The 13,865-nt window shown below is 60.1% G+C and carries 12 protein-coding genes and 1 tRNA gene; 1 reads left to right on the forward strand and 12 read right to left on the reverse strand.

Annotated features, from left to right (window positions below):
* Positions 1-46 precede the first annotated feature (46 nt).
* A complete protein-coding gene (locus JJE47_07130; GenBank protein ID MBK5267192.1) occupies positions 47-1,300 on the forward strand; it encodes a recombinase family protein in 1,254 nt (417 codons plus the stop codon).
* Here JJE47_07130 and JJE47_07135 read toward each other — a convergent pair.
* The 12 genes from JJE47_07135 to JJE47_07190 form a co-directional block, all read right to left on the reverse strand.
* Positions 1,279-1,364, reverse strand: a tRNA-Leu gene (locus tag JJE47_07135). The genes JJE47_07130 and JJE47_07135 overlap by 22 nt on opposite strands.
* Positions 1,365-1,478: 114 nt before the next feature.
* Positions 1,479-3,335, reverse strand: coding sequence for a hypothetical protein (locus JJE47_07140; protein MBK5267193.1), 1,857 nt, complete (start codon positions 3,333-3,335; stop codon positions 1,479-1,481).
* 6 nt (positions 3,336-3,341) lie between these two features.
* Entirely contained in the window at positions 3,342-3,581 is a 240-nt protein-coding gene (secG, locus tag JJE47_07145) for a preprotein translocase subunit SecG (protein MBK5267194.1), read from the reverse strand.
* Between the two features lie 81 nt (positions 3,582-3,662).
* Positions 3,663-4,406: a 2,3-diphosphoglycerate-dependent phosphoglycerate mutase gene (gene gpmA / locus JJE47_07150; GenBank protein ID MBK5267195.1), complete on the reverse strand. Its 744-nt coding sequence runs from the start codon at positions 4,404-4,406 to the stop codon at positions 3,663-3,665.
* 6 nt (positions 4,407-4,412) lie between these two features.
* Entirely contained in the window at positions 4,413-5,180 is a 768-nt protein-coding gene (locus JJE47_07155) for a triose-phosphate isomerase (protein MBK5267196.1), read from the reverse strand.
* Positions 5,170-6,357, reverse strand: coding sequence for a phosphoglycerate kinase (locus tag JJE47_07160; protein MBK5267197.1), 1,188 nt, complete (start codon positions 6,355-6,357; stop codon positions 5,170-5,172). Before JJE47_07160 ends, JJE47_07155 begins: the two co-directional genes overlap by 11 nt.
* A complete protein-coding gene (locus JJE47_07165; GenBank protein MBK5267198.1) occupies positions 6,357-7,325 on the reverse strand; it encodes a YvcK family protein in 969 nt (322 codons plus the stop codon). Before JJE47_07165 ends, JJE47_07160 begins: the two co-directional genes overlap by 1 nt.
* Entirely contained in the window at positions 7,322-8,182 is an 861-nt protein-coding gene (gene rapZ, locus JJE47_07170) for an RNase adapter RapZ (GenBank protein ID MBK5267199.1), read from the reverse strand. Before rapZ ends, JJE47_07165 begins: the two co-directional genes overlap by 4 nt.
* A gap of 77 nt (positions 8,183-8,259) precedes the next feature.
* A complete protein-coding gene (gene uvrC / locus JJE47_07175; protein MBK5267200.1) occupies positions 8,260-10,083 on the reverse strand; it encodes an excinuclease ABC subunit UvrC in 1,824 nt (607 codons plus the stop codon).
* Positions 10,084-10,092: 9 nt separating this feature from the next.
* Positions 10,093-10,764, reverse strand: a complete 672-nt coding sequence (locus JJE47_07180) for a class I SAM-dependent methyltransferase (protein ID MBK5267201.1) — start codon at positions 10,762-10,764, stop codon at positions 10,093-10,095.
* Entirely contained in the window at positions 10,761-13,556 is a 2,796-nt protein-coding gene (gene uvrA, locus JJE47_07185) for an excinuclease ABC subunit UvrA (GenBank protein MBK5267202.1), read from the reverse strand. The genes JJE47_07180 and uvrA overlap by 4 nt, the downstream gene beginning before the upstream one ends.
* A gap of 95 nt (positions 13,557-13,651) precedes the next feature.
* Positions 13,652-13,865, reverse strand: a 214-nt coding sequence (locus JJE47_07190) for a UvrB/UvrC motif-containing protein (protein ID MBK5267203.1), incomplete at its 5' end; no start/stop codon positions are given.

Below are 13,865 nucleotides of genomic sequence, written 5' to 3' on the forward strand. Positions count from 1 at the left end.
CCCAGGATCGGACGCTCACGAAATGGTCATGAACCTGTATGGGGGGATGAGCAAAGGCGAACGTAACCGCATCAAAACCCGAGTCCGATCAGCAATGGCCTCCCAGGCAGCCATCGAAGGCCGCTTCCTCGGCGGTCGGCCACCCTATGGTTACGTCCTCGTCGACGCCGGACCGCACCCCAATCCTTCCAAAGCGGCGACCGGCCAGCAGCTCCGGCGGCTCGAACCCGACCCGAAAGCGGCTCCGATCGTACGGAGGATCTTCACCGAGTTCCTCGTCGGCCAGGGCCTGTACGCCATCGCCGAGAGACTCACCGCAGATGGAATCCTCTCCCCCTCCGCGCACGACCCGGACCGGAACCGTCACCGTTCAAACAGCAAGGGCGCCTGGTCCAAGTCTGCGGTTCGGGCCATCCTGCGCAACCCTCGTTACACCGGGTACCAGGTCTGGAACCGCCAAGCCCGCCACGAGATCCTCATAGACGTCGAAGACGTCGCCCTCGGCCACGACACCAAGATGAGCTGGAACGAGCCCAGCCAATGGATCTGGTCAGAGGAACCCACACACGAACCGTTGGTCACCATGGAACAGTTCGAAGCGGTCCAGCAGATCTTCCGAGGGGCCAGTCGATCAGCGACCCGACGCGAGAAGACCAAGCGCGGCCCCTACATCCTCAGCGGCATGATGCGCTGTGGGGTTTGTAGCCGTCGCATGCAGGGCTCCTGGAACCACGACCAGCCCTATTACCGATGCAAGTTCCCGGCCGAGTACGCGATCGCCGAGCACCAGCACCCCAAGACCATCTACGTCAAAGAAGCCGCCATTACCCCGAGCATCGACCGATGGCTCGCGCAGTTGTTCGACGACGAACGCATAGACGACACCTGCGCCGCCCTCGAGGCCATCCATATCCAACAACGTGACGATTACAGTGGCCTGGTTGCCGCCCGCCGCACAGTCAAAACCTGCGACAACAAGCTCGCCAAATACCGGCAGGCGCTCGAAGCTGGCACCGATCCCTCAATCGTGGGCAACTGGATCGAGGAAATCAAACTCGAAAAGAAGGCAGCCGAACTCCAGCTTCGAAGAACACCTCCGATCCTGAGCAAGGACGACATCCGATCACTAGTCCTGCAATCCAAGGGAATCGTCGAGATTCTCGCCCAGGCCGACCCCGAAGACCGTCGCGCCGTCTACCAAGAACTCGGCGTCTCGATCACCTACCACAGAGACGGTCGACTGCACGTGTCAGCAGGACCAGCTCCGTGTACTAACAATGGTGTCGGAGGGGGGACTTGAACCCCCACGCCCTTTCGGACACTAGCCCCTCAAGCTAGCGCGTCTGCCATTCCGCCACTCCGACAAGTGTTGTATTACCAGCAGCGGACGGCAGTATAACCCCCCTGCGAGGCTGTCTGGCTGGAACATCCGAAGGCGGCTTCAGTACCCGATGCGGCCGGACTGTTCCCGTTTGGGCTCAACCGGCGTCGGTCGGTTGGATCGGCCCCCCACAGACGGCCCCTTCCGGGACGTTCGAACATCCGCCGGGAACCAGCCAGCGGTCGGCGTCCCACGTGATCGGTACTCCAAACCGGGGATGGACATATCCCCCGATTCTGAGTGGATCAAACCCGGCTCCAGCCGAGGACTGCCACAGCGGTACAACCACGACCCGATCAAGCAATTGGGAATCGATCGACCGTAACGACACCGCCAGCTCATCAAGATCCATGATCGAGTCGACAGCTGCGATCTCAGCGACCAGCGACTCGGACTGCGTGTTCGCCGACCATCTGTAGAAGTCCAGGCCATCACGTGAGGGAGAGGTACCAAACCATGACTGAAGATCGCTGACGGCACCGACCGGGCCGGGGCTGATCGTCCACGCCCATTCTGCCACCTCAAAGGAACCCTCTATGACCGAGTCACGGAAGAAAAGACCCGGGTCCTGAAGTTCTACGTCGACGGCCACTCCCCTGGCGGCTAACTCTCGTAGGGCGATACCCGCCATCTGTGAGCGGTCGAGCGCCACGGTTGTGGCGTACACGACCGTGGGGGGCTGCTCCTGAAAATCTCGCTCGAGTTCCGTAGCGATCAACTCGAGTGATGGCTCTTCGATCGATTCCCGGTCCGTCGCAGCGGCGCTCGGCCAGGAGCTGGCCACAATCGATGAAGCCGGGTAAAGGGCCGACCCTCCGATTTCAGCGACCAGCAAATCGTCACCCACGACAACCGCGACCAGATCACGAAAGCTCGGCGAAGTGACCATGGATCGAGGATTGGCGGCAAAACGACCCGTTCCGAATTGGAATCCGACGTGCTCCCATTCTTCGCCTTGTGCTGAGCTGACAGAGAGATCCGAACGATTGGCCACCAGGCCATAGTCGCCGGCAAGATCACCAACCGACAGAACCTTCTCTGTCAAACCGACAAGCACTTCGTCGGGCGTGGAATACGGAATAAGCGTCAGCCCGTCGAGGTAGGGCAGTTCGTTACCGTTCTCGTCGATACGTCCGTACTGTGGATTGCGCCGGAGCGACACCGAGCCGCCTTCCTGGATGGTGCCGGCGATGAACGGTCCCGCAGAGAGCCACATTCGATCGTCCCAATCGGCTATCAGATCGGTACCTTCGATCTGGTGGCGAGGGAGGATCACCTCGAACAGTGACAGGTAGTCGACCGAGGGTTGAAGGACTTTGAACGTGTACGTTTCGTCCGATGCGACCGGGTCCGAGATCAGGCCATAGCGATCTCGCAGCTCCCGGTCGATACGTCGATCTGAGGCGAGCAGTTCGGCGGTGAAGGCCAGGTCATGACCGGTGATTGGTTGGCCGTCCTGCCATCGAGCGTCCGGGCTCATGCGCAGGGTTACGGTGACAGACCCGTCTCCGTTGGCGACGAGGCCCTGGTTGGCAAACGACGGGATCTCGGCGAGCACCCCCGGCTCAAGGTCGTAGGTACCACCGTTCAGGACAAAGGCTGAAGCCCAGGTGGCTGACCCCACGGCGTCTCCCAGGCCGGAACGTTCGACGAAGGGATTGAGGGTGGTCGCTGGTCCGATCACACCCACGGTGGCCACACCCCCATAGGGATCCGCGGCCAAACCCGACTGGCGCATCGTCGTTGTAGTCGTCGTCGATTCGACAGGCGCGGTAGCCAGTTCAATAGGTCGGGTGGTTGTGGTGGTTGCGGCAACCGTCGACGGCGTGGGGGAACTTGTCGTTACCGGCGCAACCGCCTCCTGGGGAGCCTCACCGAGAGCGAAGAACACAACCGCGATGGCGCCGACGACCAGCGCTACTACAAACGGGATCCACCGCCCCCCGCGGCGCATGTCTCGCTACCCGAGCAGGATGGCGAGGGCAATGGTGGAGACTGTGAAGATCCCCGCCGAGATAACCGTGAGTCGATCGAGGTTTCGTTCTGCAACAGTTGACCCGCCGCCACCTGACGGACCCATGCCACCTCCGAACAGATCAGACATGCCACCAGAACCCGAACGGAAAAGCACAAGCGCGATGATGATTAATGAAACGAGGACGTGCACGATGCCTACCGTCCACAACAGGATGTTTGCCATGATGATTTCTCCGAAGAAAGTCGGCGCGGATCTGCGCGCCGAAGCAAGTATGGGCCGGGCAGCCCGTAAGGTCAAGTTCTGTCAGCCGGCTTGGCGAGCCACCGCCTCCGCCGCCGCGGCAATGGCTTCGGGATCACCCAGGTAGCCGCTATGAACGACGTTGAGATCATCGTCGAGTTCGTACCTCAAAGGAGCTCCCGTCGGGATGTTGAGATCCGGGATGTCTGCATCGCTGATGTTGTCAAGGTGTTTGACGAGCGCCCGCAGGCTATTGCCGTGGGCGACCACCAGAACCGACCCGAGCGATCGAAGGTCAGGGACGATGGCGTCATGCCAATACGGGAGCATTCGGTCCACGACATCTGCCAGACATTCGGTCGCCGGGAGCAGATCGGGAGCAAGGAGACGATATCGCTCGTCGTGTAGTGGATGACGGTCGTCGGATGTTTCAAGGGCTGGCGGAGGTGTGTCGTAGCCTCGCCGCCAGGCGAACACCTGCTCGGGGCCGTGAAGTTCGGATGTTTCCTTCTTGTTCAGGCCCTGCAGCGCTCCGTAATGGCGTTCGTTGAGGCGCCAATGCCGTCGAACCGGGAGCCAGGAACGCTCCATGGCTTCGAGAGCAAGATCGGCGGTGGCGATGGCCCGTATCAACACCGACGTATGGAGGATCGCCGAGGCGACTCCCTCGACGCTCATCATGGCACCGGCGGCAGTGGCCTCATCTCGGCCCTGATCGGTGAGGGGAACGTCAGTCCAACCGGTAAACCGATTATCGAGGTTCCAGGTGCTCTGGCCGTGGCGAAGGAGGACAAGTTCGTATGTCATGTCGCTCTAGATCCAGTAGCGAACGATCGAAGCGAACGAGTCGGGGTCAAGTGAGGCTCCGCCAACCAACCCGCCATCTATGTCGCGTTTTGCCATGAGCGCGGCAATGTTCCCGGCATTGACCGACCCGCCGTAAAGAATCCGCACGTGTTCGGCTGCGTCGCCCCATCGTTCGCCAAGCGCCACCCTGATCGCGCTCACCACTTCGGCGGCGTCCTCAGGTGTGGCGGTCTGACCCGTTCCGATCGCCCAGACCGGTTCGTAAGCGATCACCGTGCTCGTGACGGCATCGGCGTCCATCCCGGAAAGGCCACCCATCAACTGCGTGGTGACCACCGACAACGTCTCACCCGCCTCCCGCTCATCGAGGGTTTCGCCGACACAAAGAATCGGCGTCATCTGATGGGACAGGATCGCTTTGACCTTCCTGTTGACCATGTCGTCCGTCTCGCCGAACAAGGCCCGGCGTTCCGAGTGACCTGCCAGGACATAGTTCACCGAGAGCTTGGCGAGCATCCCAGCAGAAACTTCACCGGTGAACGCTCCCGATTCTTCCCAATGACAGTTCTGGGCACCCAGACCGATCGGTAGCCGGTCGGCTTCGATGACCGTCTGAACAGACCGAAGCGCCGTGAAGGCCGGAACAACCGCCACGTCAACCCGCTCATAGTCAGCCAGATCGAGCCGATAGCTGAGTTTCTGAACCACCTGAATCGCCTCAAGGTGGTTGATGTTCATCTTCCAGTTCCCAACGATTAGACCTTTACGAGCCATCGACCCACCTCTCTAGTGCAGCTATTCCCGGTAAAACCTTGCCTTCTAAAAGCTCTAGGCCGGCGCCACCGCCTGTTGAAAGGTGGCTGGGTGCATCTTCGAGGCCCAACTGACGCAAAGCGGCCACCGAGTCTCCACCCCCGACGACGGAGAAGCCCTGATGTCCAACCAGGGCACGAGCAACCTGTTCGGTCCCGTGACTGAACGCTTCCCACTCGAACACGCCCATCGGACCATTCCAGAAGACTGATCCAGACCCGGCGATCACCCTGGCGAACTCCGTTGCGGTGGTCGGGCCAATGTCCAAACCGATTTGATCGTCAGGCACCCGATTGCGCGCAACCACCTGGTGATCGGTATCTTCGGCGAAGCTGCCACCGACAACGATATCGCTCGGAGTGACGACCCGATCCCCATACGGCCCCCTGAGGACCTGGGCGACCTCGTCTTCCATACCCTCCTCAAACAACGAATTGCCAATCTCGAACCCTTCGGCGGACAGCAACGTGAAACACATGCCACCCCCGATAAGCATCATGTCCACCTTGGGAAGTAGCGCCTTTATGACGCCCAGTTTGTCGGAAACCTTGGCGCCACCAAGCACGACCGTGAAGGGCCGGGGCGGGTCCTCAAGCAGCGTTGAAAAAGCCTGCAATTCACTCACCAGCAAAAGTCCAGCCACCGAGAGGACGTGTTCGGCGATACCGGTCGTCGACGCATGAGCTCGATGCGCCGTACCGAACGCATCATTGACGAATAGGTCGCAGAGCGAGGCCAGCCCGGCTGCAAGGACTGGATCGTTGGACGTCTCGCCATCGTCGAACCTGGTGTTCTCAAGGGCCAGTACGGAGCCCGCTGGTACGGCGTTGATGGCTCGCTCGATGTCAGGCCCGTACAGCCCATCCAGCTGGATGATTTCGAACCCACCCAGTTCACCGAGACGAGCAGATACGGGAGCAAGCGAAAAAGCTGGATCAATTCCCACTGGACGACCAAGGTGACTCGCCAACACGACCCGGGCGCCTTGCGCTCGAAGCCTTTCGATGGTTGGCAGGCTCGCCCTCAGGCGGAAGTCGTCTCCCACAATGCCATCGGTCAACGGCACGTTCAGATCGGAACGAACCAGCGTCGTTTTGCCGGAGACATCGACGTCATCGATAGTCAAATAGCGTTTCATCAAGCTCCTATCAACTGCGCCAATTCAAACCCCAGCTTGATGGAATCGTGCTGGGGCCATTCGGCCGTCTGATCACAGAGATCACACGCAACTACGTCCCACCCCTCGAGGCTCGATCCGTCAGCCATAACCTGGGCAAGTCCCAAGGGAACCCTAATCGGTCCCGTGTGAGCCAAAACCGACCCGGTCACCTCCAAACCCCCGACGTCGCGCAGAGCAGCTACGTGGGCTGCCGCGTCAAGTCCGAGCGTTTCGGCGTTCTGCGTTACCAGATTGAGTACAAACACAATTTGGGCCGTCGAGCGGTTGATCGCCTCGGCCACACCGGGGACGACAAGATTCGAGATGAGAGACGTGAACAGCGACCCGGGAGCGAGAACGATCTGGTCAGCGTCGACGACGGCATCCAGGACTGCCGGGTTCACGTGGGCCGAACCAGGTCGGACTTCGATCCGTTGGATGGTTCCCGGGGCAGTTGCGATAGCCACCTGCCCGGACACCGGCCCACGATCGGTGTCGGCCCACAACTCCAAGGGTTCTTCGGACACCGGATGTACCCGACCGTTCGCCCCCAACAGCTCACCGCACAAATTGAGGGCATGAACAAACCCACCAGCGATGTCCGATAGGGCGGCCAACATGAGGTTGCCAAGCGAGTGACCGGCGATGTCCCCGCTGTCGAAGCGGTATCCGAGTAGTTCACCCCAGATGGACGGTTCGGGGCTCAGAGCCAACAGACACCGACGGATGTCTCCTGGTGGCGGGATTCCCAGCGGGCCCGCCAGCCTGCCGGATGACCCACCGTCGTCGGCGACGGTGACCACCGCGTCGATCTGGCTGGCATAGGCCTGAATGGCGATGAGAGCCTGAGCGAGTCCGTGGCCGCCACCGATCGCCACCACTTTCGGGCCGCCTGCGGTGAGGCCGAGCAACTGCATCTCGGTCTGAGCTTCGGGTTCGAAGGTCATTTATCTTTGTCCCGGTGGTGTACCGACACCGCGATATCGGGCTGTTCTATTCGTCGAGCCAACTCTTCGGCAATCGCCACCGACCGATGCCTCCCACCCGTACAACCGATGCCTATCGACAAGAACGACTTCCCTTCCGCCTCATAGCGAGGGAGAAGAAACTCCAACATGGCGGTGGCGTCGGTCAAGAACCGTTCGGCGTCCTCATTGCCAAGGACGAAGTCGCGGACCGGCTGATCGGTCCCTCGCAGCGGCCGTAACTCTTCGTTCCAATGCGGGTTGGGAAGGAAACGAACATCAAAGACAAGATCGGCATCCCGCGGGCTCCCGTTCTTGAAACCAAACGACCTGACCGAGACCCGCATGTCGCGTTGCCAGGAGGCCGTTTGAAACTCGGCCTCGAGACGTCGGCGCAGGTCATGCACCGAATAATCGGTCGTATCGACGACGACATCGGCCCAGGCCCGAAGTTCGCCAGTCAGTTCACGCTCGGCTTCTACGCACTCAGCGATCGTGTCCCGACCCATCGGATGGGGCCGCCGGTTTTCCTCATACCGCCGGACCAGGACCTGATCGTCTGCATCAAGAAACATCACCACGACCGATGCTCCCTGCCCGCGCAGGTTGTAGATGGGGACCCGGATGTCATCGATGGTATTTCCGTCGCGCAGGTCCAGGACAAGCCCGAGAAAGTCCTGACGTTCCGGGACCTGTTTATGGCGGATCAGATCCGGAATGAGCGCAGGGGGAAGGTTGTCGATGACCGAATACCCCAGATCCTCAAGGGTCTTGGCGCTCGTCGATTTACCGGCCCCTGACATGCCGGTTACAACTACAACCTGCGGACGTTGCTCCACAGAAACCCTTCCCGTCGGTGTCCCTCATCGTAATCGTCCGGTTGACCGATCACCGGTCGCGTCACTGCAGATCCGGATTATCCATGGAGAGCATCGAACACGTCACGGGCGACGGCGGCCGGCACGACCTCCGATAGTTGGCCGATCGAAGCCTCCCGAAGCCGTTTGAGGCTGCCAAAGGTACGAAGCAGAGCTTTCTTTCTCGTAGGACCGACTCCTGCCACCTCGTCGAGAACCGAGTCGACCATCCGCTTGCCTCGCAACGAGCGGTGGTAGGTGATGGCGAATCGGTGCGCTTCGTCCCGAACCCGTTGGAGGAGATAGAGGGCGGGTTCGTCACGGGGAATTCGCACCGGCTCTGAGCTACCCGGCAGATATACCTCTTCCATTCGTTTGGCAAGCCCGGCCACCGGGATATCCAGGCCGAGTTCGGCCAGGACTTTCACGGCCCGTCCCAACTGCCCGAGCCCGCCATCGATGAGTAACAATCCCGGTGGATAGGCGAACTTGCCGCGTTCTTCGGTCGGCAACTCACGCTCGATGAGATAGGCCGTGAAACGGCGCCGGAGGACTTCCTCCATCGAAGCGAAGTCGTCTTGTTGTTCGACCGTTTTGATCTTGAATCGCCGATAGTCCGAGCGGCGAGGAAGCCCATCTTCGAGAACCACCATGGAGGCGACGGTGTTGCGGCCCTGCAACGTGGAGATATCAAAACATTCGATGCGCAGCGGAGCAGCAGGCAAATTCAGCGCCACCTGGAGCGAGTTAATGGCCTTGGCCCTGGCGTTGGGGTCGGACTGACGCTTGAGACGATGGCGGCCAAGTTGCTCGCGGGCGTTGATATGAGCCGTTTCGAGCAGTTTGCGCTTGCCTCCCCGCTTCGGGACTCGCAGTTCAACGGGGCCGCCGCGACGCTCCGTCAGCCAGGCGGTCCACAGATCGGGGTCATCGGGCAGGCCGTCGAGGATGATCAGGTTCGGGGGGTCCTCCTCACCGTATCGCTCCCGGAGCAGGTTGCCGGTGAGTTCTTCTGGAGACACGTCTTCGACCTTGTCGATTATCTGACCAAACCGCCCGACCACCTTCCCCCGTCTGACGATCAAGACAAACACCGACGCCTCAAGGTCTTCATCGGCGATCGCCAGCACATCGAAATCTTCCGGGCGTTCGCTGGCGATTTCTTGACGCTCGATCGCTCGTTGCAGGTCACGCAGTTGGTCGCGATATCGCCCCGCCTGCTCATACAACTGCTGATCCGAGGCGTTGATCATGGCACTGCGTACCCGCCGCAGGATTGTGTCCGAGTCGCCGTTGAGAAACCCCGCCAGACCATCAACCAACTCCTGGTAGTCATCCGCATCGATCGCTCCAACGCACGGAGCCGAACACTTCTCGATATCAGCGAGGAGGCAAGGGCGACCCCGGGATTGGTGGACCCGGAACTTCGAATCCGAACACGTCCGGATCGGGAAGGCTTTCAACAACAGATCAAGTGTGTTTCGGATCGCGTACGCGTGGGCGTACGGTCCGAAATGCTGATCGCCTTTACGTTTCTTGCCGCGCCGTACCGTGGCCGCCGGCCACTCGTCGCGCCGGGTGATCGTCAGATGCGGAAACGATTTGTCGTCTCTGAGTCGGATATTGAACCGCGGCTTGTATTTCTGGACAAGGTTGAACTCGAGCATGAGCGCTTCGACTTCGTTGGCGGCAATGATGAAGTCCAGGGTTTCTGCTTCGGACACCATCATCCGGGTGCGGGCGGCGAGATCCTTGGAGAAGTAATTGAGGACCCGCTTGCGCAGAGACTTGGCCTTGCCCACATACAAAACCTGACCGTGACTGTCACGAAACATGTAGACACCAGGGGCATCCGGGATTTCGGCAGTGGGGGGCCGACGCATGTCAGAAGCCTACTGGCGAGCCCAGCGAACGCCGATGAGGCGCGGGAGTCCCGCATCGGGCAAGCCACCGGGTTCAAATGGCACTTCTCGCAACTCATTCAAGGAAAACCCAGCTTTTGCTGCGGTGGTGAGGAACTCGCCGATCGGCCTGTGTAGAAAGGTTACGGGCTGCCCGTTGGCGTCCTCAATGGACGACCCGGCATCCAAATACGTCCCCGGTCTCCAAAACACCTCACCATCGGTCGGGTCGATGACCGAAGCAGAGTCCGGCGCCGTGATAAACGGGTGATTCGCGACCGCCACGAGCCATCCACCAGGCCGAATGACTCTCGCCAGTTCGGAGAATATCTCGTTCTCCAAATGCTCGAACGACAACACCACCACGGCGCCGTCCATCGAAGCTCGTCGGATAGGCAATCCAGGTAGCTCAAGCCGCATAACCGGACCGAATTTGGCTGCTTCAGCGAGGAGAGAAGTGTTAATGTCGCAACCGACGGGTTCCAAACCAGCCAGGGCCAACTCCCCCATGATCCGCCCGTTTCCACAGCCAACATCGAGCACGGTACCGGTTCGGGTGGCGAGCATTGCCAGGAGCAGCGGGACTACCACTTCGACGTAGGTCGGATCAGTTTCGAGTTCCTCACGCCACCAATCCGCCAGATCGTCCCACTCGTTGGTCACGACAGCAATGGCCGGAGGTACTGCCCGGTAAAGGACTCTTCCACGTCGGCAACCTCCTCAGGCGTTCCCTGGGCAACGATGGTCCCACCGCCGGTGCCTCCGTTAGGACCGAGGTCCACCACCCAGTCAACCGACTTGATGACGTCAAGATTGTGTTCGATCACGACCACCGTGTTGCCGGCATCCACGAGTCTCTGGAGGACGCCGAGAAGTTTGCGGATGTCCTCAAAATGCAACCCGGTGGTCGGTTCGTCAAGAATGTAGAAGGTCCGCCCGGTCGATCGCTTGCCGAGTTCGGAAGCGAGCTTGACCCGCTGGGCTTCCCCACCAGACAGGGTTGGCGCGGGTTGGCCGAGGCGAACGTAACCGAGGCCAACATCAAAGAGAGTCTGGAGAATCCGGGCGATCTTGGGCTGATGGGTGAAAAACGAAAGTGCCTCTTCCACCGGCATCTCAAGCACATCGGCAATCGATCGGCTCTTCCAGTTGATCTCAAGCGTCTCGCGGTTGTATCGACGACCCTTGCAAGTCTCACAGGGCACGTAGACGTCCGGGAGGAAGTGCATCTCGATCTTGATGGTCCCGTCGCCCTTGCACGTTTCACACCGCCCGCCCGGAACGTTGAACGAGAACCGGCCAGGCTTGTAGCCACGGGCCTTGGCTTCGTTCGTTGCAGAGAACAGCGTTCGGATCTGGTCGAATAGTTTGGTGTACGTCGCAGGGTTCGATCGAGGGGTCCGACCAATAGGTGATTGATCGATATTGATGACCTTGTCGATGTGTTCAACGCCGGTGATCTGCTTATGCCTGCCGGGGGCAATCCGGGACCCGTACACGGCCTGATGCAACCCACGCGACAGAATGGTCTGAACCAAGGACGACTTGCCGCTCCCGGAAACTCCGGTAATCGCCGTGAACACTCCAAGCGGAAACGCCACGTCGACGCCCTGCAGATTGTTCTCGGCGGCCCCCAAGACTTCAATAGCCAACCCGTTTCCGGGCCGGCGAATCCCGGGAATGGCGATCGTTCGTTTACCGGACAGATAGTCGCCGGTGATGGAGGTCTCACATGCCAGGACGTCTTCGAGGGTCCCCTGAACGACGATCTCGCCACCGTGCTCCCCCGCCCCTGGACCGATGTCAACGACGTGGTCGGCAATGCGGATGGTCTCCTCATCATGTTCAACCACGATGAGGGTGTTGCCAAGGTCCCGCAAGCGAAGAAGGGTTTCAATAAGCCGCTGGTTGTCGCGCTGGTGGAGTCCGATCGAGGGTTCATCGAGGATGTAGAGCACTCCGACGAGACCAGAGCCGATCTGCGTTGCCAGCCTTATCCTCTGGGCCTCTCCCCCGGCCAGCGTGGCAGCCGAGCGGCCCAGGGTCAGATAGTCGAGGCCGACATCGATGAGGAAGGAAAGTCGTTCACGAACCTCTTTGAGAACTCGTTCGGCGATCACCACCTGGCGTTCGTCGAGTTCGAGTTCGCAGACGAACTTATACGCGTCTCCGAGGGCTTCAGCCGAGACTTCGGCGATGCCTCGACCCCCGACCGTTACTGCCCTTGAGACCGGGTTGTAACGAGTGCCATCGCACGTGAGACACGGGACCTCCCGCATGAAATCCTGATAGAACTCCCGGGCGCCGTCTGATTCGGCTTCTTCATGCTTGCGCCGTACGAAGGGAAGGACCCCCTCGTACGTGGTGTAGTACTCACGCTGACGGCCGAACCGGTTGGCGTACGAAATCTTGATACGTTCGTCACTGCTTCCAGACAGAACCACGTCTTTCGCCTTGTCGGACAGGGTCCCGAAAGGTGCGGTGACATCGAATTTGTACTCCACCGCCAATCCCTCAAGGAGTCGTTGGAAGTACTTGCCGCGGTGGCCGTTCCAAGGGGCGATGGCACCGTCAACGATGGAGCGTTCCGGATTGGGGATCACAAGTTCTGGATCGACCTGGAACCGGGTGCCGATACCTGAGCAAGCGGTACAAGCCCCGTACGGGCTGTTGAACGAGAAGTTTCTTGGCTGTAGCTCTTCGAATGAGATCCCGCAGGTCGGACAACTAAGGGCTTGCGAGTATGGGTGACGGTCATCGTCGGTTGCAACGATGAGAACCCCGTCAGCGAGCCGAAGGGCGGTCTCCACTGAAGCGGCCAGCCTTCGTTTGATGCCGTCCTTCGACACAAGCCGATCGACAATGACCTCGATGGTGTGAGTGAAGTAGCGATCGAGTTTGATGTCCTCGGTGAGGTCAACGACATCGCCGTCGACGATGGCTCTGGCAAACCCCTCTCTGGCCAGATCTCCCAACAGGCTTTCGTACTCGCCCTTTCGACCCTGCACGACCGGCGCGAGAATCTGAAACTTGGTGCCCTCGGGCAGCGCCAGGATCTGATCAACGATTCGTTCCGGCGATTGACGCTTGACAGGAGTCCCGTCATTCGGACAGTGCGGTACCCCGATTCGCGCCCACAGGAGCCGGAGGTAATCGTGAATTTCGGTGACAGTGCCGACCGTGGAGCGCGGGTTGCGGCTAGCAGTTTTCTGATCGATCGAGATGGCCGGAGACAGACCTTCGATGAAGTCGACGTCGGGTTTGTCCATTTGTCCAAGAAACTGTCGGGCATAGGCCGACAAACTCTCGACATATCGTCGCTGCCCTTCGGCATAAATGGTGTCGAATGCCAAGGACGACTTCCCCGAGCCGCTTAGGCCCGTAAACACGATGAGCTGATCTCGCGGTAGCTCCAGCGACAAGTTTTTCAGGTTATGGGCACGGGCGCCCCGAATAGAAATGGAATTAGCAGACACGACGACCGATTGTACAGGACGAGCAAATTACGAGATCACGGGCACCGATGTCCAAAAGTCGATCCTCGGACATGTCAACGCTTTGCTTCCTGATCCTGGCGCAGATCTCGTTTCAACTCGTTGATTTCATCCCGAAGTCGAGCGGCGTACTCGAACCGAAGGTCGGTTGCCGCTTCGTGCATCTCCTCCTCGAGACTTCTGATGAGGCGTTCAAGATCGTCGCCTTCCAAGTCGAGCGGTGCACGCTGCTGCAGCTCTCTGGACCGTCGGTCGATAGACGGAACATCA

This window comes from Acidimicrobiia bacterium, from assembly GCA_016650365.1.
Taxonomy (GTDB): Bacteria; Actinomycetota; Acidimicrobiia; order Spongiisociales; family JAENVV01; genus JAENVV01.